Raw genomic sequence first — 23,764 nt, 5'->3', positions numbered from 1 at the left:
GCCTGGCACACCTGTGGTCGGGCGGGGCGTCAGGCCGCCGGAGCCGGTGCTGGTGCCGCCCGCAGCCGACCCGCGCGGGTCAGCACCAGCATGGCGGCCGCAGCCGTCACCCCGGTCACACCCAGGGCGATCAAGGGCGGCCGCGCGTCGAGCAGGCCGATCGCCCCCCAGCACACGACCTCGGCGCCGATCAGCACCCAGGTGGCACGGCTGACGCCGACGGGCTCGGTCGTCGACCACGCCGTCCGCAGCGACGGGACGACCTGCAGGACGAAGGCGCCCGCGAGCACCCCGCCCAGGCCGGTCGGCCCCGCCAGGGCCACCGCCGCGATCAGCACCGCCAGCCATGTCGTCCCGATCGCCACGCCTCGCCGGACCGGCGCCCCCGCGCGGCCCAGCGCCACGACGATCCCGCCCGCGACCAGCGCGCAGGTCGTGGACGGGACCGCCGCCGTCCACAACCCGGTTGAGGTGAAGTACGCCAACCACCCGAGGTTGCTCGCCGCGGTCAGGCTCGCCCACGCCGGCGACACGCCGTCGGGCCGTCGCGTGCGGACGAGCCGGGCCAGCTGCGGGACGAGCTGGGGCACGGCGCACGCGGTGGCGGCCAGGGGCAGGAAGTCGATCAGGGACACCCGACCCACGCTATCCACCAGCGACGTACGCTGATCACCAACATCGGACCTGAAGGGTCGCCCTGAGTAGCATGATCCACCATGGATCGCCTCGACCGTGAGATCCTCACGCACCTTCAGCGGGACGGGCGGATGTCCAACGCCGAGCTGGCCCGGCGGATCCGCCTGAGCCCCACGCCAACCCTCCGGCGCGTCCGCGCGCTCGAGGACGCCGGCGTCATCACCGGCTACCACGCGGCCGTGGACCTCGATGCGGTCGACCGGGGCTTCCGGGTGCTGGTCTGGGTGGACCTCGTGGCGTCAACGACCGACTACATCGAGACCTTCGAGGAGGCTGTCCTCGAGGCCGACGACGTCCTCGAGGCCCACCGTCTCTTCGGTGAACCCGACTACCTGCTGCGGGTCGCGGTCCGCGACGCGACGGCCTACGAGCACCTCTACACCACGACGCTCTCCGCGCTCCCCGGCATCCGGCGGGCCGTCAGCCAGATCGCGATGAAGACGGTCAAGGAGGGAGGTGCGGTCCCCGTCGGGGTCTCACCACCGCCGGGCCGCAGCCGCTGACCGGCCGGGTCGCGGCCGCTCGCGGTCAGGCCAGGCCGCCCAGGAGGTCGTCGACCGCGGCGCGGAGGCGGGGGTCGAGCTCGGGGAGGAGCCGGGCGCGATCGTCTGCCACCCGTCGCAGCGCGTCTGCGGCCGCCGGACCCCCGATGGCGGCCAGCTCCCGGAGGAGCTGCAGCGCGTCGTGGTCGTCGCGCGCCGCCCACCCGCTGAGGACCGCCGCCGCCCCGACCGCCACGGCCTGGTCGGTCGCGCCGAGGGCAGCCAGACGCCACACGAGCGGTGCGGCCGGAGCCGCGATGACGTGCGCGACGAGGGCGTCGAGATGCGCCGCGGCGATGTCGACCTCGCCCGCCCCGACCGCGGTCGCGATCGCCGCCACCCAGCCGTCGGGACCTCGGCGGCCCAGCCGGTCGCACAGGTCGGCCGGATCCGCCGCCGAGCCGGCGGCCAGGACGCGGGCGAGCGCCGGTCGGTGGACGACGTGCCACGGGTTGGCCATCCCCGCGGTGATCGCGTCGCGTCCAGTCGGGTGGTCCAGGTGGTCCGCTGCGAGCTCGACCGCGAGCGACGGCTCGCGCTGGACCACCGCGTCTCCGCGCCGCGCGGCGGGGACCGTCGTCATGGCCTCCAGGGCGCCGGCCAGCCCCCGGAGCCCCTCGTCCAGGTGGCCGCGGACGACCAGGATCCGTCCCGCCCAGGACCGCTCGAACCACCACCGGCTGCCTGCTGCCAACGCGAGGAGGGTGGCGGTGGGTTGGCTCGCCACGTCGTCCACGCCGCCCCACCACCACACCTCCCGCTCATCCGGTGTGCCCCCCGACGCCAGCCGCTCGCGCGCCCGCTCGTGGTCGCCCCTGGTGTGCAGGGCTCGCGCGACGTCGACGACGGCCACCCCGTCGAGGTCGTCCGGGCCGGCGCCGATCGGCCCCGCCTCCACCAGTCCCCCCTCCACCAGGCCTCCCTCCACCAGGTGGTGGACGGCACGGCGTCGCGCCAGCTCGGGGATGTCGCGGCCCCCTGCCAGCCGACGGAGGAGGTCGACCACACCGTCGAGGGGCTGCAACGCCGCGACCTGGTCGACCACCACCGCCCGGCTGTGGCCCTCCTCCCCGCGGGGATCGTCTCCCCACCTGGAGATCAGCGACCGGCAGACGTCGAGGGCCAGGTCGGGACGGCCGCGCGCCGCCAGCTGCGCCGGGACGTCCAGGTGATGGAACCACCACCCCTCCGTCGCCCGGGCAGCGAGCTGCTCGGGGGCGATGTCCGCCGATCCCTCCACCACGACCACCCTTCCACCCGACGACGCTCGTGTATGATCATTGACTGATCACACATCTGTCAACGGAAGGATCGACGGTCGTGGCGACCGCGCTCGACACCTGCCTCCTGCTCTCCCGCGCCGAATCCGAGGTGCGACGGCGCCTCGAGGTCCAGGGCCTGTCCCTCAACGACCTCGCGGCGCTGCGCCGGCTCGCCGACGCGCCCGACGGGACCCTCCGGCGCCAGGACCTCGCCGAGGTCCTCGGCATGACCCCCTCCGGCGTCACCCGCCTCCTCGCCCCTCTCGAGAAGCTCGGGTACGTGACGCGGACCTCCGACCCCCGCGACGCGCGGCTGGCGCTCGTCGTGCTGACCGACGCCGGGAGGGCCCGCACCCGGGATGCCGTCGCCCAGGCCGAGGAGCGGGCCGAGTCGCTCCTCACCCGCGTGCTCGACCCCGACGGCCGCGCGGCGCTGGCCGAGCTCCTCACCGCCCTGGTGCCGTTCGCATGACCGCGCAGGACCGCGCCTGGGCGCTGACCCGCCGACCGGACGGACCCGAGATCACGGGGTGCCTGGTCCTGGGCGCCAGGCCCCGCGCCGGTGCCGCTGGGCGCGGTGATGCGCGGGGCGGGCGCCGGGGTCGTGGTCGTCTCCCACCGCTCTGACGTCGGTGTCGACACCCACGTGGTCGGTGACCTCGGTTGGCAGGAGCACGCCGTCGTCGCAGGGGACGGTGTGGGCGGCCTGACCGTCGTGCCGCCGGGCATCGAGCCACGGCGCATGCTCGGCGTCTACGGGATCCCCGGCATCACCGCGTACATCGGCGTCACCCGCTACGGGCGGCCCGAACCCGGCGACACCGTCCTGGTGACGGCGGCCGCGGGGGCGACCGGATCGGTCGCGGCCCAGATCGCGCGGACGCTCGGCTGCCGCGTCATCGGCGTGGCCGGCGGGTCGGAGAAGTGCCGCTGGGCGACGGACGTGGCAGGTCTCGACGCGTGCCTGGACCACCACGAGGCCGATCTCCCCGGCCGACTGCGAGCCGCGGCACCAGAGGGGGTTGCGGTGGTGCTCGACGGCGTCGGCGGGCCGGTCCTCGACGCGGCGCTCGTGAACCTGGCCCGGGGTGCCCGCGTCGTGGTGGTCGGTGCGCTCTCCACCGGCTACGACGGCGGCACCCCGACCGTCGGCATCCACCACCACGTCGAGCTCGGCCTCCGCCGCGCCCGCATGGAGGGCTTCGTCGTCCTCGACCACCTCGACGCGTTCGGCGAGGCCGTCGAGCGCCTCCACGGCTGGGTCGAAGCCGGTGACATCGTGGTGGCGGAGCACGTCGTCGACGGGCTCGAGCACGCTCCGGCAGCGCTCGCCGGGCTGTTCACCGGCCGGAACCTCGGCAAGCAGCTGGTCCGAGTCGGTGCCGCACCGGCCCCCACGCGATGATCTGAGGGGTCGGTGACCGCGGCTCAGCGGCGCCCGCGCACCCGGCCCGATCCGTCGACGCCGTGGACCTCGATGCCGAGGCGGTGGCGCACCTCGGGGTGGACCCGCACGGCGTACCTGACGACCGCCTCCGGCACGACCAGCGCGTACGCGGTGCCCTCCTCAGCCGGGTCGATCGTCCTGAGCAGCGCGCCGACCGCGGCGTCCACGCCCTCCGCCGTGGTGGCGGCCGACACGAGCGCCGTGAGCCGCTGCCCATCGCGACGGGCCACGACGATGCCCGGCCCGCCGTCGTGCGGGCTCTGGTCGAGCGCCCACCCCTCGCCCTCGAGCCAGGCGACCACCGCGACGATCACGCCTCGGCGCCGATGACCTCGATGCGCCCGGCCGTCTCGAACGTCGCGCCGACCAGGTACTTGAGGCCGCTGTCGACCTGGACCGTCGCGACCACGTGGCCCGGGCCGAGCTCGGTGGCGACCTGCTGGGCCGCGACCAGGTTCGCGCCGGTCGACGGGCCGCTGAACAGCCCGAGCTCCCGGATCGACCGCCGGGCCTGGGCGACCGCCTCGGGCGTCGACACCGCGATGACCCGGTCCCAGCCATCCGCCGGAAGCTGCGGGGGGACGAACCCGACCCCGCCCCCCTCGATGCGGTGGGTCCCCGGGGCTCCGCCGCCGATGACCGGGGACTCGGCGGGCTCCGCCACCACGCGCAGCAGGTCGGGGTTCGCCGCGGCGAGCACCTGGGACACGCCCACGAAGCACCCGGCGGTGCCCACGTAGCTGCACCAGGCGTCCACCGGGCCGCCGACCTGGGCCAGCAGCTCGGCGCCCAGGGTGCGGTAGCCCGCGATCATGTCGGTGTTGGCGAACTGGTCGGTCCGGAAGGCGCCCAGCGCCTCGGCGCGCTCAGCCACGCGATCCTGCAGACGACGGATCAGGTCGCCGGTGATGCCCTCGGGGGACTCGACCGCCTCGACGTGGGCCCCGAACGCGGCCATCGTGGCCAGCTTCTCCGTCGCGAAGGCCGTCGAGCTGACGATGTGCAGCGGGTGGCCGGTCAGCGCGCACACGAACGCGAGTGAGCTGCCGGTCGACCCGCCGGTGTACTCGATCACCGGTTGCCCGGGGGCGAGGCGGCCGTCGGCCTCGGCGCCGCGGATCATCGCGAGGGCCATCCGGTCCTTGTACGACCCGGTCGGGTTGGCCGCCTCGAGCTTCACGACGATCGTGGCGGCCGACCCGCTGGCGATCCGCAGCAGCGGGGTGCGGCCGATGGCCCCCAGCATGGAGTCGGCGACGTGCACAGCCGGACGCTACACCCGACGGGATCTCCGCCGCTCCGGTCACACCGCGACGCTCAGCTCGCAGGCAGGTGGCGGAGGTGCACCATGTCGATGCTGAAGATCTGGTCGGCCCGGTCGCCCAGCACGTCGGAGAGGCGGCGGAAGTGGTCGGCCACGGCCTCGTCGTAGCCGACCTGTCCGGCGGCCAGGGCCTCGATCGCGTCGAGGATCGCCGTGGTGTCCTCCCGGATCCGCCCGCGGGTCACGTGGAGCTGGCGCCGCCCCTCCCCCTCGTCGTCCTCGACGGTCGGCACCGGCTCGTACAGGCTGAACGAGCCGAACGCCGCCGGCGGCATCACCGAGCGGAACGGCACGCCGTTGAAGAAGTACTCGGGCCAGGCGCCCCCGGCGATGCACACCCACGGCGTGGCGACGGCCAGCGCGGCCAGGCCGAAGCCCGTGTGGGTGGACAGGAAGGCGTCGCAGCCCTCCACCACGGCGAGCTGCTCGGCGAGGGGCCGGTCGAAGACGTCGACGACGCCGGGCAGGCCAGCCAGGGCGGCGTGCTCGTCGCCGCTCACCTGGGTGGTCGTCCGGCCGTCGGCGGCCGTCTTGCCGATCAGGGCCACCACCGCGTCCGGCCAGCGGTCGGTGATCGCGCCGATCACGTCGGTCCAGGCCGCCGCCGACGGGTAGGTCTCCCGCGCCGAGGACCCCGCGGGGACGACGGCGATCCGCGGGCTGCCGCCGGGGACGAGGTCGCCCGCCGACGCCCGCGCCGCCGCCGGCAGGTCGAGTCGCACCGTCTGGTGCGGGACGTAGCCCGGCGGCTGGGGAGGGATGCCGCAGTACCCGCGGTGCTCGGCTGCCTCGAAGTGCGCGTCGGCGATCGGCCACCAGTCGGCGAAGCCCGGCACCACGTCGAGCTGCACCGGGTTGGTCCTGCGCAGGTCGTCGAGGACGTAGTCCCACTCCGCCGGGATCCCCGCGGCGGCGCCGGCCATCGCCTCGACGCCCTCGTACAGCGGGATCGTGAAGACCTCGTCGACCGTCCCGGCCCACGTGGCCATCTCCGACGGCGAGGCGGCGTTCAGCACGAGCCCGATGTGGGCGTCCGGGTTGGCCGCGCGGTGGCCGGCGGCGTAGCGCAGCGCCTCGACGACGTGGCCGACGTTGTGGGCGTCGACGAAGTCGATCAGGATCCGTGCACGGCCGGCCACGGTCAGCTGGGGAAGCCGCCGGCCCGGCCCAGCAGCGCCGGCGCCTCGAACGCCCCGAGCTGCTCGGTGATCCAGGACGCCGGCGGGATGAGGTCCTCGACGGTCACGCCGGTCTCGATCCCCGACCGCGACAGCGCGTAGACCAGGTCTTCGGTCGCGATGTTGCCGGTGGCGGCCGGGGCGAACGGGCAGCCGCCGAACCCGCCGGACGAGGCGTCGAGGGCCGCCACACCCTCCTCCACCGCCGCGAGGGCGTTCGCGTACCCGGTGTTGCGCGTGTTGTGGAAGTGCGCGCGGAGCTTCACGTCGGACTCGGCGCGGACCGCTGCCACCAGCCGGCGGACGTCCGCGGGCACGCCGACGCCGATGGTGTCGGCCAGGGCGATCTCGTCCGGCTCGGCCGGCAGGACCTCGCGGACCACGCGCATGACCTGCTCGGTCGAGACCTCACCCTCGAACGGGCACCCGAACGCCGCCGACACGGTGACGGTGGTGGACAGCCCCTCGGCCCTGGCCGCCGACAGCATCCGCACCGTCGCCGCGAGCACGTCGTCCACGCCGGCGCCCTGGTTGCGCTGGCTGAACGTCTCGGTGGTGATGGCGACGAGGTTCACCTCGTCCACCCCGGCGGCCACCGCCCGCTCGAGCCCTCGCTCGTTCAGGACCAGCCCGATGTGGGACACCCGCTCGCCCGAGGGGCCGGTGCGCGCGACGGCGGCCATGACCTCCTCCGCCCCGGCCATCTGGGGCACGCGACCCGGGTGGACGAAGCTGACCGTCTCGACCCGGCGCAGCCCGGTGGCGACCAGGCGGTCGACGAACGCCGCGCGGACCTCCGGGTCGAGCACCGCCGACTCGTTCTGCAGGCCGTCGCGCGGCCCCACCTCCACGATCTCGACCGTCGCACGTGCATCCACGCGCCCCACTCTGCCGCACCGGCGGCGACCGCCTCAACGGGTCACATTCCTTCGTCCACACAACAAATCCCCTTGAGCCATTGACAATGCAGAAGTTCTCCCATTGCATCCGCGGGGCCGAGCCACCCACCGAACCCCGCTCAGGCGACGACCTGCCGAGGAGGCACACGCCCATGGGACGCAACTTCACGCTCTTCACCGGCCAGTGGGCGGATCTGCCGCTCGAGGAGGTCGCCGAGCTCGCGGCGGGGTGGGGCTACGACGGCCTCGAGCTCGCCTGCTGGGGCGACCACTTCGAGGTCGACCGGGCGGTGAACGAGGACGGCTACGTCGAGGGCCGGAAGGAGCTCCTCGCCCGCCACGGCCTCGAGGTGTGGACCATCTCGAACCACCTGGTCGGCCAGGCGGTCTGCGACCACCCGATCGACGAGCGCCACAAGGGCATCCTCCCCGCGCGCATCTGGGGCGACGGCGAACCCGAGGGCGTGCGGCAGCGGGCGGCCGAGGAGATGAAGGACACCGCCCGGGCGGCGGCCAAGCTGGGCGTGGACACCGTCGTCGGCTTCACCGGCTCGAAGATCTGGCACACCGTCGCGATGTTCCCGCCGGTGCCCGAGTCGATGATCGAGGACGGCTACCGCGACTTCGCCGACCGCTGGAACCCGATCCTCGACGTCTTCGACGAGGTCGGCGTCCGCTTCGCCCACGAGGTCCACCCCTCGGAGATCGCCTACGACTACTGGACGACGGTCCGGACGCTCGACGCGATCGGCCACCGCGAGGCGTTCGGGCTCAACTTCGACCCGTCGCACTTCATCTGGCAGGACCTCGACCCGGTCGGGTTCCTGTGGGACTTCAAGGACAGGATCTACCACGTCGACTGCAAGGAGTCGGTGAAGCGCCTGAACGGCCGCAACGGCCGCATGGGCAGCCACCTGCCATGGGCCGACATGCGCCGCGGCTGGGACTTCGTGTCCGTCGGCCACGGGGACGTGCCGTGGGAGGACTGCTTCCGGATGCTCCACGCGATCGGCTACGACGGGCCGATCTCGGTGGAGTGGGAGGACGCCGGGATGGACCGCCTGGTCGGCGCGCCGGAGTCCCTCGAGTACCTCAAGCGGCTGGACTGGGACGTCCCGACCGCCGCCTTCGACGCCGCGTTCTCGAGCGAGTGAGCGCCGTGGCCGACACCCTCCGCGTCGCGACGATCGGCTACGGCTTCATGGGTCGTGCCCACGCCCAGGCGTGGGCGACGATCGGGCGGCACTTCGACCTGCCGCTCACCCCGGTCATGGCCGTGATCTGCGGCAGGGACGCCGACAAGGCCGAGGCCGCCCGGCAGACCCTCGGCTACGACGAGGCCTCGGACGACTGGCGCGCGGTCGTCGAGCGCGACGACATCGACCTGGTCGACATCTGCACGCCCGGCGACAGCCACCACGACATCGCCCTCGCCGCCCTGGCCGCCGGCAAGCACGTCCTCTGCGAGAAGCCCCTCGCCAACACCGTGGCGGAGGCCGAGGAGATGGCCGTCGCGGCCGAGCGCGCCCGCGCCGACGGCGTCCGGTCCATGGTGGGGTTCAACTACCGGCGCGTCCCCGCCCTGGCCCACGCCCGGCGGCTGATCGCCGACGGGCGGCTCGGCACGATCCACCACGTCCGCGCCGTCTACCTGCAGGACTGGATCGCCGACCCCGAGTTCCCGCTGGTGTGGCGCCTGCAGGCCGAGCACGCCGGCTCCGGATCGCTCGGCGACATCGGCGCGCACATCCTCGACCTGGCCGAGCACCTCACCGGCCAGCAGATCGCGGAGGTCACCGGGCTGACGCACACCTTCGTGACGGAGCGACCGCTCACCGAGGGGTCCGAGGGGCTGTCCGCCGCCGGCGGCGGCACGGAGCGGGGACCCGTCACCGTCGACGACGCGGCGTTGGCGCTGGCCCGGCTGAGCGGCGGGGCCCTGGCCACCTTCGAGGCGACCCGCTTCGCGGTGGGCCGGAAGAACGGGCTGCGCATCGAGGTGAACGGGTCGTCGGGGAGCATCGCCTTCGACCTCGAGCGCCTCAACGAGCTCGAGCTCCACACGACCGACCAGCCCGCGGCCGAGCAGGGCTTCCGCCGGATCCTGATGACCGAGGGCGACCACCCCTACGCCGGCGCCTGGTGGCCGCCGGGCCACATCATCGGCTGGGAGCACAGCTTCAGCCACGAGTTCGTCGACCTCATCCGCGACATCGCCGAGGGGCGCGACCCCTCGCCGAGCTTCGCCGACGGCCTGCACGTCCAGCGGGTCCTGGACGCCGTCCAGCGATCTGCCGACGTCGGTGGCTGGATCACGATCGACGGCTGACCCAGCCACGGCCCGACCCCGGGTGGCGCACCGCCGCCCGGGGTCGCGGCATGCCGAGAAAACCCTTGACACCACCCTCCTCCCTGCGATCGGTTGTATACAGCTCGATCGGTGAGGAGGCGGTGTGGACGAGGATCCCCCCAGCACGCTGGAGGCGCTGCGCGGGCTGATCCTCCGCGGTGTGTACAAACCGGGGGAGAAGCTGGGCGAGGTCGAGCTCGCCGAGCGCCTCGACGTCAGCCGCACGCCCGTCCGGGAGGCCCTCCGGCGACTGGCTGCGGACGGCCTGGTCGAGATCGTCCCCCACAAGGGCGCACGGGTCGTGGAGTTCACCGACGACGAGCTCGAGCACATCTTCGACCTCCGCGCCCAGGTCGAGGGGACGGCAGCCCGCCGGGCGGCCGCCACGATCACCGACGAGGAGCTCGACCGGCTCGAGCAGCTGGCCGAGGAGATCGCCCTCTACGCCCTGCCCGGCCCCGCCCAGGACCTCGACCGCGTCTACGGGCTGAACGCCGCCTTCCACGCCGCCGTCGCCGTGGCCACGCGATCGAGCACCCTCACCGCGACGATCGACTCGCTGTTCAACACCGTCGCGGCGCTGCGGACCCTCAACGGCTTCGACGCCGACTCGGTCCGCCGCAGCGTCGCCCACCATCTCGAGATCGTCGCGGCGCTGCGCGCCCGCGACGGCCGGTGGGCCGAGAGCGTCATGCGCGCGCACCTGTTCAACGCGCGCGCCTCGATGCTCGGCCCCCTGCGCCCCACGACCTCCGACCCCGCCGTCCCACGGAGCCGATCCGACCGATGACCACCGCCCTGCCCCTCGCCGACATCCGCGTCATCGAGCTCGGCCAGCTGCTCGCCGGGCCGTTCTGCGGCCAGCTCCTCGGCGACTTCGGCGCCGACGTGATCAAGGTCGAGGACCCCGGCCGCGGCGACCCGATGCGCGAGTGGGGGCGGGAGAAGCCGCACGGCCAGTCGCTGTGGTGGCCGGTGCTCGCCCGGAACAAGCGGTCGGTCACCGTCGACCTGCGGACCGAGGCCGGCCAGGACCTGGTCCGGCGGCTCGCCACCGAGGCCGACGTGCTGCTCGAGAACTTCCGGCCCGGCACCCTCGAGCGCTGGGGGCTCGACCCCGCGTCGCTGTGGGAGGCGAACCCCGGACTGGTCGTCACCCGCGTCACCGGGTTCGGCCAGACCGGCCCCTACAGCCCCCGGGCCGGCTACGGGTCGATCGGTGAGGCGATGGGCGGCATCCGCCACGTGATCGGCGAGCCGGACCGGCCGCCGGCGCGGGCGGGCATCTCCCTCGGCGACTCGCTCGCCGCCACGTTCGCCTGCCTCGGCACGCTCGTCGCCCTGCACCAGCGGCAGACCACCGGTCGCGGGCAGGTGGTCGACTCGGCCATCTACGAGGCGGTCTTCGCCCTGATGGAGTCCCTGGTCCCCGAGTGGGAGATCGCCGGCTACCAGCGCGAGCGGACCGGCTCGGTGCTGCCGAACGTCGCGCCGTCGAACGCCTACCCGACCGCCGACGGCGAGATGGTGCTGGTGGCGGCGAACCAGGACACGGTCTTCAAGCGCCTCGCGGCGGTGATGGGCCAGCCCGAGCTCGCCGACGACGAGCGCTACGCCACCCACTCCGCCCGTGGGGCGAACGCCGCGGCCCTCGACGACCTGATCGCGGCATGGACCGCGCAGCGGTCCGCCGACGACGTGCTGGCGGCGATGGAGGAGGGCAGCGTCCCCGCCGGCCGCGTCTACACGGCCCGCGACATGCTGGCCGACCCGCACTTCGCCGCCCGCGAGGCGATCGTCCGCATCGCCCACCCCTCCTTCGGCGAGGTGCCGATGCAGAACGTGTTCCCCCGCCTGTCCGCGACGCCCGGTCGGGTCCGCCACGCGGGACCGGCGCTCGGCGAGCACACCGACGCGGTCCTCGCTGAGCTCCTCGACCTCGACGACGACCAGATCGCCGCGCTGCACGCCGACGGCGTGATCTGACCCCTCCACCACCCCCACACCCACCACCAGGAGGCACACATGGCACATCGGCTCGGAGTCGACGTCGGTGGCACGTTCACCGACGTCCTCCTCATCGACACCGACAGCGGGCAGACGTGGCGGGCGAAGACCGCGTCGACGCCGAGCGACCAGTCCGTCGGCGTGCTGCGGGGCATCGAGCGCGTCTGCGCCGAGGCGGGCATCGCCATGGCCGACGTGACCGAGGTGCTGCACGGCACGACCGTCGCGACCAACGCGATCCTCGAGCAGAAGGGCGCACGGGTCGGGCTGGTCACCACCAGGGGGTTCCGCCAGGTCCTCCAGATCGCCCGGTCCTTCGTCCCCGGCGGGCTGGCCGGCTGGATCATCTGGCCCAAGCCCGAGCCGCTCGCCGCGCTCGAGCACACCGTCGAGGCCATCGAACGGGTCGGCTCGGACGGCACGGTCGTGACCGCCCTCGACGTCGACGACATCCGCGGGAAGCTCGAGGGGCTGCGGGACGCCGGCGTCGAGGCGGTGTGCGTGTCGCTGATCAACTCCTTCGCCAACGACGACCACGAGAAGGCCATCGGCCAGATCGCCGCGGAGGTCTTCGGCCCGGACGTCCCCGTGTCGCTCTCCTCCAACGTGCTGCCAGAGCTGCGCGAGTACGAGCGGACCGTCACCACGGTGGCGAACGGCTACGTGCAGCCCCAGGTCAGCCGGTACATCACCAACCTGGCCGGCCAGCTGGCCGACAGCGGCGTCGACGGCCCCCTCTACATCCTCCGCAGCGACGGCGGGCTGGCGTCCGCCGAGGTGGCCACCGCCAACCCGGTCAACATGCTCCTCAGCGGACCGGCGGGTGGCGTCGCCGGTGCGGCGTGGGTCGCCGGGCAGGTCGGCCACCGCGACTTCCTCACCTTCGACATGGGCGGCACGTCCACCGACGTCGCCCTGGTCCAGGACCTCGTCCCGCGCATCGGCCGCCAGACCCGCGTAGGCGACCTCGACGTCCGGGCGGCCAGCGTCGACGTCCGCACCGTCGGGGCGGGTGGCGGGTCGATCGCCCACGTGCCGCCCCTGACGAAGGCCCTGCGGGTGGGCCCGCAGTCCGCCGGCGCCGACCCCGGCCCGGCGGCGTACGGGACGGGTGGGACCGACCCGACCGTGACCGACGCCAACGTCGTCCTCGGCTACCTGCCGAGCCAGCTGGCCGGCGGCGAGATCACCCTCGACGTCGACGCGGCGCGCGAGGCCGTCGCCACGATCGCCGAGGGCGCGGACCTGGGCAGCGTCGAGGCCGCGGCGGCCGGGATCATCGACATCGTCAACGAGAACATGTTCGGCGCGCTGCGGCTGGTCAGCGTCCAGCAGGGCTTCGACCCGCGGGAGTTCGCCCTGGTCGCCTTCGGCGGCGCAGGCCCGCTGCACGCCAACGCGCTCGGCAAGCTGCTCGGCTCCTGGCCGGTCATCATCCCCCCGTCGCCCGGCGTGCTGTGCGCCTACGGCGACGCGACGACCAGCCTGCGCGACGAGGCGGCGCGGACCTGGATCCGGACGTTCCCCGAGACCTCCGACGACGAGATCGCGACGACCCTCGGCGAACTGGCGGCGACCGCCCGGGCGACGCTGCGGTCAGAGGGCGTCGACGACGCCGACATCACCGTCACCTACGCCGCGGACCTGCGCTACCACGGCCAGGGCTTCGAGATCCCCGTCACCGTCGACATCGACGCCTTCGACAGCGCCCGCGGCGGGTTGGAGAGCAGCGCCGGCGGTCTCACGGCCATGGCCACCACGTTCAACGCCGAGCACGAGCGCCTCTTCGGGTTCCTGCTCCGCAACGACCACGAGGTCGTGACCCTCCGCGCCACGGCCACCGGCCCCCGCCCGAACGTCGCCGCCGAGACCGTCCCCGAGGGCGGGGACCTCGAGGCGGCGAAGCGGACCGACACCGACATCTGGCTGGACGGCGAGACGATCACCGCGGCGGTCTACGACCGCGACAAGCTCGGTGCCGGCACCGTCGTGCCGGGCCCCGCGATCATCGCCGAGATGGACTCGACCACCCTGGTCCTCGCCGACCACCGCGCGGAGGTGCACCCCTCCGGCTCGCTGCTGATCACCCCCGCGACCCACACCCCGGAGGCGTAGACGCCATGGCCACCATCATCGAATCGACCACCGACCCGGTGCAGCCCGTCGACGTCGACACCGTCACCCTCGACCTGGTCGAGAACGCGCTGCGCAACGCCCGCTACGAGATGGACGAGGTGCTGTTCCGCACCGCCCTCTCCCCCGGCATCCGCGAGCAGCACGACGAGTTCCCCCTGATCGGCGACCCCGAGGGGAAGATGGTCGTCGGCCAGTTCGGCCTGTCCATCCCGGACTTCCTCGACGGCTACGACGGGGAGATCCGCGAGGGCGACGTGCTGCTGACCTCCGACCCCTACGCCTGCGGCGCGGCGATCAGCCACGCCAACGACTGGCTGGTCGTCATGCCGATCTACCACTCCGGCCGGGTGGTCGGCTGGGCCAGCATGTTCGGGCACATGTCCGACGTCGGCGGCAAGACGCCCGCGTCGATGCCGACCGACGCCCGGACGATCTACGAGGAGGGCGTGCTGATCCCGCCCTTCAAGCTGTATGACCAAGGCGTGCTGGCGGAGGAGGCCCTCGAGATCATCCTCCGGCAGGTCCGCAAGCCCGACTGGAACCGGGCGGACCTCAACGGCATCGTCGCCGCGTGCCGGACGGCGGGCAGGCGCATCACCGAGCTGTGCGACCGCTTCGGCGTCGAGACGTACCTGTCGGCGCTCGACGCGCTGCTGCAGCGCAACTACGACGCGATGAAGGTGCTCCTCGAGATGGTCTTCGAGGAGGGGAAGACCGTCTCGTTCACCGACTACATCTGCGACGACGGCGTCGGGTTCGGGCCGTACGAGCTGAAGATGGCGATCACCCGCCACGGCGAGAAGGTGACGATCGACTTCACCGGGTCCTCCCCGCAGGCCGCCGGGCCGATCAACTACTTCATCAACGAGAACCTGATCCGGATGTTCTTCGGGATCTACATGATCACCGTCGCCGACCCGCAGATCCTGTGGAACGACGGCTTCTACCCGCTGGTGGACGTGGTGATCCCCACCGACAGCTTCTGGAAGCCGCGGTTCCCCGCGCCGCTGAGCGGCCGCAACCACGGCATCGGGCGGGTGTTCGACCTGCTCGGCGGCCTGCTCGGCCAGCAGAACCCCGACCTGATGAACGCCGCCGGGTTCTCCTCGAGCCCGCACTTCATGTACTCGGGCACCTACTCCGAGGGTCCCCGGAAGGGCGAGTGGTTCCAGCTGTACTCGATCGGCTTCGGCGGGATCCCCGGCCGGCCGATGGGCGACGGCCCCGACGGCCACAGCCTGTGGCCGAGCTTCATGAACATCCCGAGCGAGTACCTCGAGTCGTACTACCCGCTGCGCATCGAGATCTGGGAGACCGTCGCCGACACCGGCGGTGCCGGCCTGCACCGCGGCGGCAACGGCGTCGACGTCGCCTACCGGTTCCTCTCCGACGGCGAGATCGCGATCCACGACGACCGCTGGCTGACCTACCCGTGGGGTGTGCTCGGCGGCGAGCCCGGCGCGCGCGGGCGCAAGTGGCTCGAGCGGGCCGACGGCACCACCGAGGTGCTGCCCAGCAAGTGCCACGACGTGCCGGTGAAGGCCGGCGACCTGCTGCACTTCGTCACCTGGGGAGGGGGAGGGTGGGGCGACCCGCTGGAGCGGGACCCCGACCTCGTCGGCCTCGAGGTCAAGCGGGGCCTGGTCACCGTCGAGGGCGCCCGCCGCTACGGCGTGGTCTGCGACGCCGACGGGACGGTCGACGCCGCGGCCACGGAGTCGCTGCGCACCGAGATCCGCGAGGGCCGTCCGGAGGAGCTGCCGCTCGTGAACTCGGGCCCGCCGCTCGAGGAGATCCTCGCCAACTGCGAGGCCGAGACCGGGCTGCCCGCCCCGAGGCCGCCGGTGGCGAGGCTGTGATGCCGCGGCGACGGTGGGCGCGATCGGGGCCTCCCTCGCCTGACGGCGAGGATCGGCGCGATCCTGGGCGCTGGTCGCGAGGCGGGGGATGACCCACGACGCCGGCCACGACCGGTCCGGGTGGGGAGGGGCGCTGACCCCCGGCCCCTCCCCCGCCCTGGTCGTGATCGACGTGGTGCGGGCCTACTTCGATGACGGCGGGGTCTTCCAGCTGCCGTCGACCGCCGCGCTGGACGCCGCAGCCGAGCTGCTCGCGGCCGCCCGCACCGCTGGCGTCCCGGTGGTCCACACGGCCGTCCGCTACGCCCCCGACGGCGCAGACGGCGGGGTGTTCTTCCGGAAGGTCGCCGGGTTGGCGGCCTTCGCGGGTGAGGGGCCGATCGACCCCGACGGCCCCGGCGGGTTCCGTCCCGAGACCGCCCCCCTCCCCGGTGAGCTGGTGATCACCAAGCAGATGCCCAGCGCGTTCTTCGGCACGTCGCTCGCCGGGACGCTCACCGCGCGCGGCGTCGACACGGTCGTCCTGTGCGGGGTGTCGACGTCCGGGTGCGTCCGGGCCAGCGCCGTCGACGCGATGTCCCACGGGTTCATCCCGGTCGTGGTCGCCGATGCCTGCGGGGACCGCTCGCCGACGATCCACGAGGCGAACCTCGCCGACCTGGCCGCCAAGTACGCCGAGGTGGTCGACACCGTGACGGCCGTGGCCTACCTCTCCGCGCGCTGACCTCCCGCGGGGGCCGCACGCCGCCGCACCAGCCACCGGCCCGCGTCGTCGGCGAACCGCGTGGCCAAGGGGCCGAGGACGGCCAGCAGCAGCACGTACGCCGCGGCGAGCGGGCCCAGCTGCGACTCGATCCCCGCCGCCACCCCCAAGCCGGCGATGACGATCGAGAACTCGCCGCGCGCGATCAGCGTCGCGCCCGCGCGCACCCGGCCGCGGACCTGCACGCCGGCCTGGGCCGCGGCCCACCACCCGGTCGCCACCTTCGTCGCCGCGGTGGCGACGGCCAGGACGACGGCCTGCCAGGCGACCGCCGGGATGCTGCTCGGGTCGACCTGCAGCGCGAAGAAGAGGAAGAAGGTCGCGGCGAACAGGTCGCGCAGCGGGGTGAGCAGCTCCCGGGTGCGCTCGGCCACCTCGCCGGACAGGGCGATGCCGACGAGGAACGCCCCGACGGCGCTCGAGATCTGGACCCGCTGGGACACGCCGGCGATCAGCAGGACCAGCCCGAAGACCATCAGCAGCAGCCCCTCGGCCGAGCCGGTGTCGATCAGGCGGGTCATGCCGGTGCCGTACCGCATGATCACGGCGAGGACGACGGCGAGGGCGACGACGGCGGTGACCAGCGTGGCCGCACCACCCGACCCGCCGAGGAACGCCACCGCCACGAGCGGCAGGTACACCGCCATGACCAGGTCCTCGATCACGAGGATCCCGAGCACGACGGGGGTCTCCCGGTTGCCCAGCCGGTCGAGGTCGGCCAGGACCTTCGCGATCACGCCCGAGGAGGAGATGTACGTCACCCCGCCGAGCAGCACCGCGGCGCCGAGATCCCACCCGAGCGCGAGCCCCAGCAGCACGCCCGGCGAGAGGTTGGCCACCAGGTCGACCAGACCGGCAGCCGCCTGGCTGCGGACGCTGGCGCCCAGCTCGGCCGCGGTGTACTCGAGCCCCAGCATGAACAGCAGCAGGAGGACCCCGATCTCGGCGCCGACCTCGACGAACTCCTCGCTGACCTCGAGGGGCACCACGCCGCCCTCGCCGAACGCGAGGCCGGCGACCAGGTAGAAGGGGATCGGCGAGATCCCCCAGCGGTGCGCCAGTCGGGCGAGGAGCGCCAGGACGACGAAGATCGCGCCGAGCTCGACGAAGATGAGGGTCATCTCCCCCGATTCGCCGACGGCTGCGGCGAACGTCACGGGCCGTGTCGCAGGAGCTCGATCGCGGCGGTGATCCCCTCGGGCGTGCCCACGACGACGAGGGTGTCGTCGGCCGCCAGCGGCTGGTCGGGTTCCGGGGAGGGGAGGGTCGCGCCCTGGTGGATCAGCGCCACGATCGACACCCCGGTCCGGCGTCGCAGCTGGGTGTCGGTGATGGTCCGGCCGGCCGTCCACCACGCGTCGGCGACGTGGAGCCAGTCGATCGTCAGCCCCTCGACCTGCTGCTGCAGGTCCTGCAGCGTCGCGTGGACCTTCGAGCCGCCGAGCAACTCGGTCAACCCGACGCTCTCGTCGGTGTCGAGGCTGACGACCTCGCTGCACGCGTCGGGGTCGTCGTCGGAGTAGACCAGCAGGTCCTTCCGGCCGTTGTGGTGGGTGATCACCCCCACCCGCCGCCCATCGCCGGTCACGAAGTCGTGGCGGACGCCCACACCGGGCAGCCGCGTCTCGTGGAAGTCGACCATCCAACGCCTCCGTCGAGGTCAGATCGGGATCGCCCGCACGGTACCCGCTGGTGCACGCCAGACGCGCGGCGGTGTGACAGCCGCGCGGCACCTCTGCGAGGATCGCCGGCATGCGAGCCCTGGTGATCGGCGGCGGTGGCCGCGAGCACGCCCTCTGCTGGGCGCTGTCCCGCTCGGCGTCGGTCGACGCGGTGCTGTGCGCGCCCGGCAACCCCGGCATCGCGGACATCGCGGACGTCCGCGACGTCGATGCCGAGGACCCCGCGTCCGTCGTGGCCCTGGCCCGCGACGTCGACGCCGACCTGGTCGTCGTGGGGCCCGAGGCACCCCTCGTCGCGGGGGTCGTCGACGCGCTCGCGGACGCCGGCATCACGACCTTCGGTCCCACGCGCGCCGCCGCGCGGCTGGAGGGGTCCAAGGCGTTCGCGAAGGAGGTCATGGCCGCCGCCGGCGTCCCGACCGCACGGCACTGGCACGGCTCGGACCCCGACGCGGCGATCCGCGCCCTGGACGACTTCGCCCCGCCGTACGTCATCAAGGCCGACGGCCTGGCCGCGGGGAAGGGCGTGCGGATCTGCGCGGACCGGGCGGAGGCGGAGGGGGCCATCGCCGATGCGCTGGTCGACCGCGTGTTCGGTGACGCCGGGGACTCCCTGGTGATCGAGGAGCACCTCGACGGGCCGGAGTGCTCGCTGTTCGGGCTGAGCGACGGCACGACCGTCCGCCCCCTGACGCCGGCCCAGGACTTCAAGCGCGCCCTCGACGGCGACGAGGGCCTCAACACCGGTGGCATGGGCGCCTACTCGCCCGTGCCGGCCGTCGACGCCGACGTGGTCGAGGACCTCCGGGTCCGCGTGCTGCAGCCGGTGATCGACGAGATGCGACGTCGCGGCACGCCCTTCGTGGGCGTCCTGTACGCCGGGCTGGCGCTGACGTCGGCCGGCCCGCGGGTCATCGAGTTCAACGCGCGCTTCGGCGACCCGGAGACCCAGGTGGTGCTGCCCCGCCTGGAGAGCGACCTCGGCCAGGTCCTCACGGCCTGCGCGGAGGGGTGCCTGGAGGAGGTCGGGCCGCTCGCGTTCAGCGACGACGCGTGCGTCACCGTGGTGCTGGCCAGCGGCGGGTACCCGGGGCCCTACGAGGTGGGTCGGCCCATCACCGGCCTCGACGTGGCCGGCGCGATGGACGGCACGGTCGTGTTCCACGCCGGCACCGCCCGTCGCGACGGGCAGGTCGTGACCGCCGGTGGCCGTGTCCTCGCGGTCAGCGCCACCGGGCCCGGCATCGCCCTGGCGAGGGCTCGTGCGTACGCCGCGGCCGGCGCCATCGACTTCGAGGGCGTCCACCTGCGAACCGACATCGCGGCGTCGCCGACCTGAGCCGATGGCCCCACCCCCGGCCGGGTCGTCACCGCAGTAGCGTCGTGCGCGTGGTCGTCGCATCCCCGAGCGCCGGTGCCGCGCACCGTGCGGGCGTCGTCGCCGAGCGCGCGGTCCGCGCCGGGTGCGGGCTGGTGGCACTCACCCTCCTCCTGCTGCTCGCGGCGTGCACCGGCCCGGAGGATGCCGTGGTCACCGCGACCGAGGGCGCAGCCGGCGCGGAGCCCGCCCCCGAGATCCCCCGAGCGGAGGCGCCCACCCCGGTCGCCCCCGCCTCACCGGGCGCGCCGGCACCCCTCCCCCGCCCCGGCGCGCACGTCCTGGTCGACCGCGAGGGGCCGGTGACGGCGACCGACGCCACCGACGTGGTGCTCCGCACCGAGCGGGGGGTGGAGCTCGACCGCTTCCGGCTGCCGGGCGCGATCGCCGTCCACGCAGAGCCCGGCGGCCGCTGGGCGCTGGTGGAGACGCTCGGCAGCGACTGGGCGCTGTTCGACGCCACGACCACGTCGCTGCGGTTGCTGTCCTTCGCCGGGGACGCGCCGCGGAGCGACCCGGTGGTCGTCGGCCCGCTGGCCTGGTGGAACGCCGAGGGGGGTGCGTGGCTCGTGCGCATGGACGGCGGCGAGCCGCTCGGCCTGGCCGACCGGCTCGGCGAGGACGCGGAGGTCGTCAGCGCCACCGCGGACGGCGGTCACGTCCTGGTCGCGGCGGACGACCTGCACGTGATCGACACCGCCACCGGCGATGACCGCCGTCTGGCACCCGACCGCCGCTGGGGCTTCGGCGCGCACGGCGTCCTCGCCGACGTCATGGTCGACGCCGACCGGATCCTCCTCTCGGTCGAGGAGGTCGACGGCTCGGACCGGCGGGAGCGCGCGCTGCTGGCCCAGCCCGGGACGCCGATCCCCCTGCCGGACGGCCGCGTGCTGGTCGCCGGCTCCCCGTCGGTCCTGGTCGCCACCGACGGGACGGTGACGGAGCTCCCGGCGATCGACGTCCAGGGCGCGACCACCGTGGTGGGCGCCGGCGGCCAGGTCGTGCTCGTGGCCCACGAGGAGGGGTGGCAGGTCGTCGACGTCGCGGCGGGGACGGTCGAGCCGGTCGAGCCGACCGCCGGCGCACGCCCCGTCCACCACCCCCTGCCGGACTGGATCTGGGGGGTCCCCGCGGACCAGGCGGGTGGGGTCGTGGTGCTCGACGCGGTCAGCGGGGAGGCCAGGACCTTGCTGGCCCACACCCCCGTCGAGGAGATCAGCCACGTCGCGTCGGACGGCGCCGCGGTGGTGGTGCGCACCGGCGACGGGATGCCCGCCGTGCTCCGCGCCGACGGGACGACCGCACCCCTCGACGACGTGGCGGGGTTGCAGGACGTCGTGCTGCACCCCGACGGGGACGCAGCCGCCCTCGCGGTGGACGGGGATGGGGGCCACCCGCTGCTGGTCGGGCCCCTCGACGGGAGCGACCGGGTGGAGGTGCCGACCGGCCGCAGCCCGGTGTGGGTCGCGACCGGTCGCTGACGCCGGGTTCGCTGAGGGCCGGGGTTCGCTGAAGGCTCTGGCGGCCGGGCCGGATCAGAGGATGGCGGCCGGCGTGTAGGTGGCGGCGTCGCCGACGCGCTCCCGCCACGGCCGCACGGCCTCGACGAACGCGTCGACCTGGGCGGGCGCCCGACCCACGAAGGCGGCCTCGTCGGCCAGCAGCGCGGTGAGCTCCTCGCGGTCGAGGGGCAGGCGGTCGTCCGCGGCGAGGCGCTCGACCAGGTCGTTGGCGACCTGCCCCCGCTCCCGCATCGCGAGGGCGACGGCGACGGCGTGCTCCTTGACGACGTCGTGGGCGACCTCCCGGCCCACGCCGCGCTGGACGGCGGCGACGAGGATGCGGGTGGTGCCGAGGAACGGCAGGTACCGCTGGAGCTCGCGGGCGATCACCGCCGGGTAGACGCCCATGTCGTCGAGGACGGTCAGGAAGGTCTCGAACAGCCCGTCGACGGCGAGGAACGCGTCGGGCAACATGACCCGGCGGACCACCGAGCAGGACACGTCGCCCTCGTTCCACTGGTCGCCCGCCAGCCCCGCGGCCATCGCCAGGTGTCCCGAGAGGATCACGGCGAAGCCGTTGATGCGCTCGCACGACCGCGAGTTCATCTTGTGCGGCATGGCGGACGAGCCGACCTGGCCGGGTTGGAAGCCCTCGGTGGCGAGCTCCTGGCCGGCCATCAGCCGCAAGGTCGTCGCCAGGCTGGAGGGGCCCGCCGCGACCTGCACCAGGGCGCTGACGACGTCCAGGTCCAGCGAGCGCGGGTACACCTGACCGACGTTGTCGAGGACCCGGGTGAAGCCGAGGTGGCGGGCGACCGCCCGCTCGAGGGCGACCACGGCATCGGCGTCGCCGAGCAGGTCGAGCTGGTCCTGCTGGGTGCCGACGGGGCCCTTGATGCCGCGCAGCGGGTAGCGCTCGATGAGCTGGTCCACGCGCTCGGTGGCGGCGAGCAGCTCCTCCCCCGCGTTGGCCAGGCGCTTGCCGACGGTGACCGCCTGGGCGGGCACGTTGTGGGTGCGCCCCGCGACCACGAGGTCCCGGTGCTGGATCGCCAGGTCGGCGAGGCGCACCAGGGCGGCGACGCAGCGGTCCCGGACGAGGAGCAGGCTCGAGCGGACCTGCAGCTGCTCCACGTTCTCGGTCAGGTCGCGGGACGTCATGCCCTTGTGGACCTGCTCGTGGCCCGCCAGGGCGCTGAACTCCTCGATGCGGGCCTTCACGTCGTGGCGGGTGACCCGCTCGCGCGCGGCGATCGAGTCGAGGTCGACGTCGTCGACGACGGCCTCGTGGTCGCGGATCACCTGCTCGTCGACGTCGACGCCGAGCTCGGCCTGGGCGCGCAGGACGGCGATCCACAGCTGCCGCTCGCGGCGGACCTTGCCCTCGGCGGACCAGATGTCGGCCATCGCCGGCGAGGCGTAGCGGGCGGCGAGGACGTTCAGGAGCGGGGAGGAGGTGGTCACGCGCGCAGGCTCGCACATCCTCCCCGCCGACCGTCAACGCCGGTCAGGAGTCGACCGAGGCCGGGCTGGCCGCCGAGGCGGGGCTGTCGGGGGACGCGGGGCTGTCGGGCTGGGGCGCGGGGGCCGGCGGAGCTGGTGCCGGTGCGGGGGGCGGGGGTTGGACCGGTGCCGGTGCCGGTGCGGGGGGTGGCGGTGGGGCGGGCGCGGCCACCGCGGGGGCAGCCGCGACGGGGCTGTCGACGCTCACGGGTGTGGCCGCGCTGGCGGGGCTGGCGGCGCTGACTGGGCTGACGGGGGTGTTCGGGCTGTCGGGGCTGATCGGGCTGTCGGCGTCGTCCACGCTGGCCAGGCTGACCGGGCTGGTGCCGGGCGACGTGACCGAGTCGGCCGACGGGGCGCTGTCGACGAGCTGGGGGCCGACGCCGAGGTAGCCGCGGACCGCCGGGTCGCGCAGGGCCTCGGGGGTCGTCGGTGAGGCCGTGGGCCGGTCCGGGGGAGCCGCCACGCGGTCGGTGGCGGAGGGCTCTGAGGTCTGCGCGGGCTGCTGGGAGGCGGACGCGAGCTGGATGGCCTGGGGCAGGTCGCTGCCGGTCGCCTGGACGACGAGTCCGCCGACGGCCATGCCGGCGACCGCCGAGCCGGCGGCGATGAGCTTCCAACGGTTGTGCACGGGAGTACCTCCTGGGTCGTGGGGTGCGTGCGATGACGTCACCGTGCCGGTCGGGCATGTGACCGCGGTGAGGTGGCCATGAGGACCTCCTCATCTGCGATCCCCGCGAGGCGGGCCGCTGCGGCGAGTCGCTCGACGGCGGTGTCGTGCCACGTCGTCTCGCCCACGGCGAACCCGCCCGCGGCGAGGCCGAGGAGGACCCCGGCAGCCCGGTGGCGGAGGGCGTGCGGGTCGACGATGCCGGTGGCGGCCGCCACGTAGGCGTCCGCCCAGCGGGTGATCCTCGTGGCGGCGGCCGGTCGCCACTGCGCCAGCGCCCACAGGTGGGCGACGACGGTCGCGCAGTCGTCGAGGACCGGGCCGGTGCCGGCGCCGTCGAGGTCGATGAGCGACAGCGCCCCCCTCTGGTCCACGAGCACCTGGCCCTCGTAGAGGTCGCCGTGCACCACCCCCTCGGGCCCGCCGGCGGCGGATCGGGCGACCTCGGCGATCCGGCGGATCGTCGGCTCGCGGTCGGGCAGCAGCCCGGCCAGCACGCCGGCGTGCGGGGCGACGTGCGCGCGGCGGGGGGGCGGCAGCCCGGCGGGGTCGGCGGCGGCGCGCCG

At 74.1% G+C, this 23,764-nt stretch carries 23 protein-coding genes and 1 pseudogene; 13 read left to right on the top strand and 11 right to left on the bottom strand.

Features of this window, described 5'->3' with window-relative positions:
• Positions 1-29: 29 nt before the first annotated feature.
• Positions 30-635: a hypothetical protein gene (locus ACEQ2X_RS15160; protein WP_370326667.1), complete on the bottom strand. Its 606-nt coding sequence runs from the start codon at positions 633-635 to the stop codon at positions 30-32.
• Positions 636-716: 81 nt separating this feature from the next.
• Here ACEQ2X_RS15160 and ACEQ2X_RS15155 point away from each other — a divergent pair, with 81 nt between their 5' ends.
• Positions 717-1,199 carry an Lrp/AsnC family transcriptional regulator gene (locus ACEQ2X_RS15155; protein ID WP_370326666.1) on the top strand — a complete coding sequence of 161 codons (483 nt, stop codon included), beginning with the start codon at positions 717-719 and terminating at the stop codon, positions 1,197-1,199.
• Between the two features lie 25 nt (positions 1,200-1,224).
• Here ACEQ2X_RS15155 and ACEQ2X_RS15150 read toward each other — a convergent pair whose 3' ends face one another.
• Positions 1,225-2,478, bottom strand: coding sequence for a hypothetical protein (locus tag ACEQ2X_RS15150; RefSeq protein WP_370326665.1), 1,254 nt, complete (start codon positions 2,476-2,478; stop codon positions 1,225-1,227).
• An 80-nt stretch (positions 2,479-2,558) separates the two neighbouring features.
• On the opposite strand from ACEQ2X_RS15150, the gene ACEQ2X_RS15145 reads away from it, so the two are divergent.
• The 3 genes and pseudogenes from ACEQ2X_RS15145 (at position 2,559) to ACEQ2X_RS15135 (ending at position 3,905) form a co-directional block, all read left to right on the top strand.
• Positions 2,559-2,972 (top strand): MarR family winged helix-turn-helix transcriptional regulator, encoded by a 414-nt coding sequence (locus tag ACEQ2X_RS15145; protein WP_370326664.1) that lies wholly within the window; start codon positions 2,559-2,561, stop codon positions 2,970-2,972.
• 54 nt (positions 2,973-3,026) lie between these two features.
• A pseudogene (locus ACEQ2X_RS15140) lies at positions 3,027-3,188 on the top strand (hypothetical protein); the annotation flags it as partial.
• Between the two features lie 54 nt (positions 3,189-3,242).
• Entirely contained in the window at positions 3,243-3,905 is a 663-nt protein-coding gene (locus tag ACEQ2X_RS15135; protein ID WP_370326715.1) for a zinc-binding dehydrogenase, read from the top strand.
• A gap of 23 nt (positions 3,906-3,928) precedes the next feature.
• Here ACEQ2X_RS15135 and ACEQ2X_RS15130 read toward each other — a convergent pair whose 3' ends face one another.
• The 4 genes from ACEQ2X_RS15130 to ACEQ2X_RS15115 are packed head-to-tail and all read right to left on the bottom strand — an operon-like array spanning position 3,929 to position 7,327.
• The gene (locus ACEQ2X_RS15130; protein WP_370326663.1) at positions 3,929-4,261 is read right to left on the bottom strand and encodes a hypothetical protein; all 333 of its coding nucleotides are present in this window, start codon (positions 4,259-4,261) and stop codon (positions 3,929-3,931) included.
• Positions 4,258-5,211, bottom strand: a complete 954-nt coding sequence (locus ACEQ2X_RS15125; protein WP_370326662.1) for a PLP-dependent cysteine synthase family protein — start codon at positions 5,209-5,211, stop codon at positions 4,258-4,260. Before ACEQ2X_RS15125 ends, ACEQ2X_RS15130 begins: the two co-directional genes overlap by 4 nt.
• 53 nt (positions 5,212-5,264) lie before the next feature.
• Positions 5,265-6,410 carry a hypothetical protein gene (locus ACEQ2X_RS15120; protein WP_370326661.1) on the bottom strand — a complete coding sequence of 382 codons (1,146 nt, stop codon included), beginning with the start codon at positions 6,408-6,410 and terminating at the stop codon, positions 5,265-5,267.
• Between the two features lie 2 nt (positions 6,411-6,412).
• The gene (locus tag ACEQ2X_RS15115; RefSeq protein ID WP_370326660.1) at positions 6,413-7,327 is read right to left on the bottom strand and encodes a hydroxymethylglutaryl-CoA lyase; all 915 of its coding nucleotides are present in this window, start codon (positions 7,325-7,327) and stop codon (positions 6,413-6,415) included.
• A gap of 173 nt (positions 7,328-7,500) precedes the next feature.
• Here ACEQ2X_RS15115 and ACEQ2X_RS15110 point away from each other — a divergent pair, with 173 nt between their 5' ends.
• The 7 genes from ACEQ2X_RS15110 to ACEQ2X_RS15080 all read left to right on the top strand — a co-directional run bounded on the left by ACEQ2X_RS15110 (position 7,501) and on the right by ACEQ2X_RS15080 (position 16,424).
• Positions 7,501-8,502, top strand: coding sequence for a sugar phosphate isomerase/epimerase family protein (locus tag ACEQ2X_RS15110; protein WP_370326659.1), 1,002 nt, complete (start codon positions 7,501-7,503; stop codon positions 8,500-8,502).
• Between the two features lie 5 nt (positions 8,503-8,507).
• Positions 8,508-9,677, top strand: a complete 1,170-nt coding sequence (locus tag ACEQ2X_RS15105; RefSeq protein WP_370326658.1) for a Gfo/Idh/MocA family protein — start codon at positions 8,508-8,510, stop codon at positions 9,675-9,677.
• 124 nt (positions 9,678-9,801) lie between these two features.
• Positions 9,802-10,488: a GntR family transcriptional regulator gene (locus tag ACEQ2X_RS15100; protein ID WP_370326657.1), complete on the top strand. Its 687-nt coding sequence runs from the start codon at positions 9,802-9,804 to the stop codon at positions 10,486-10,488.
• On the top strand, positions 10,485-11,684 hold the full coding sequence (locus tag ACEQ2X_RS15095; RefSeq protein WP_370326656.1) for a CaiB/BaiF CoA transferase family protein: 1,200 nt from the start codon (positions 10,485-10,487) through the stop codon (positions 11,682-11,684). The genes ACEQ2X_RS15100 and ACEQ2X_RS15095 overlap by 4 nt, the downstream gene beginning before the upstream one ends.
• Positions 11,685-11,723: 39 nt before the next feature.
• Positions 11,724-13,820 (top strand): hydantoinase/oxoprolinase family protein, encoded by a 2,097-nt coding sequence (locus tag ACEQ2X_RS15090; protein WP_370326655.1) that lies wholly within the window; start codon positions 11,724-11,726, stop codon positions 13,818-13,820.
• 5 nt (positions 13,821-13,825) lie between these two features.
• Positions 13,826-15,700: a hydantoinase B/oxoprolinase family protein gene (locus ACEQ2X_RS15085; RefSeq protein ID WP_370326654.1), complete on the top strand. Its 1,875-nt coding sequence runs from the start codon at positions 13,826-13,828 to the stop codon at positions 15,698-15,700.
• A gap of 88 nt (positions 15,701-15,788) precedes the next feature.
• The gene (locus tag ACEQ2X_RS15080) at positions 15,789-16,424 is read left to right on the top strand and encodes an isochorismatase family protein (protein ID WP_370326653.1); all 636 of its coding nucleotides are present in this window, start codon (positions 15,789-15,791) and stop codon (positions 16,422-16,424) included.
• Here ACEQ2X_RS15080 and ACEQ2X_RS15075 read toward each other — a convergent pair.
• A complete protein-coding gene (locus tag ACEQ2X_RS15075) occupies positions 16,406-17,620 on the bottom strand; it encodes a cation:proton antiporter (protein ID WP_370326652.1) in 1,215 nt (404 codons plus the stop codon). The two genes, ACEQ2X_RS15080 and ACEQ2X_RS15075, sit on opposite strands and share 19 nt — an antisense overlap.
• Complete coding sequence (locus ACEQ2X_RS15070) at positions 17,617-18,105, bottom strand: cation:proton antiporter regulatory subunit (protein ID WP_370326651.1); 489 nt, start codon at positions 18,103-18,105, stop codon at positions 17,617-17,619. The genes ACEQ2X_RS15075 and ACEQ2X_RS15070 overlap by 4 nt, the downstream gene beginning before the upstream one ends.
• Before the next feature lie 110 nt (positions 18,106-18,215).
• On the opposite strand from ACEQ2X_RS15070, the gene purD reads away from it, so the two are divergent.
• Positions 18,216-19,484 carry a phosphoribosylamine--glycine ligase gene (gene purD, locus ACEQ2X_RS15065; protein WP_370326650.1) on the top strand — a complete coding sequence of 423 codons (1,269 nt, stop codon included), beginning with the start codon at positions 18,216-18,218 and terminating at the stop codon, positions 19,482-19,484.
• 50 nt (positions 19,485-19,534) lie between these two features.
• Complete coding sequence (locus tag ACEQ2X_RS15060; RefSeq protein ID WP_370326649.1) at positions 19,535-21,004, top strand: hypothetical protein; 1,470 nt, start codon at positions 19,535-19,537, stop codon at positions 21,002-21,004.
• Positions 21,005-21,058: 54 nt separating this feature from the next.
• Here the strand turns inward: ACEQ2X_RS15060 and purB are convergent, their stop codons facing one another.
• The 3 genes from purB to ACEQ2X_RS15045 form a co-directional block, all read right to left on the bottom strand.
• Positions 21,059-22,507: an adenylosuccinate lyase gene (gene purB / locus ACEQ2X_RS15055; protein WP_370326648.1), complete on the bottom strand. Its 1,449-nt coding sequence runs from the start codon at positions 22,505-22,507 to the stop codon at positions 21,059-21,061.
• 25 nt (positions 22,508-22,532) lie between these two features.
• Positions 22,533-23,159, bottom strand: a complete 627-nt coding sequence (locus tag ACEQ2X_RS15050) for a hypothetical protein (RefSeq protein ID WP_370326647.1) — start codon at positions 23,157-23,159, stop codon at positions 22,533-22,535.
• Between the two features lie 38 nt (positions 23,160-23,197).
• The coding region (locus ACEQ2X_RS15045; RefSeq protein ID WP_370326646.1) for a phosphotransferase family protein at positions 23,198-23,764 on the bottom strand (567 nt) is incomplete at its 5' end.

This window comes from Euzebya sp., from assembly GCF_964222135.1.
In the GTDB taxonomy this organism is placed as follows: Bacteria; Actinomycetota; Nitriliruptoria; order Euzebyales; family Euzebyaceae; genus Euzebya.
This window is presented reverse-complemented; position numbering and strand designations above follow the sequence as displayed.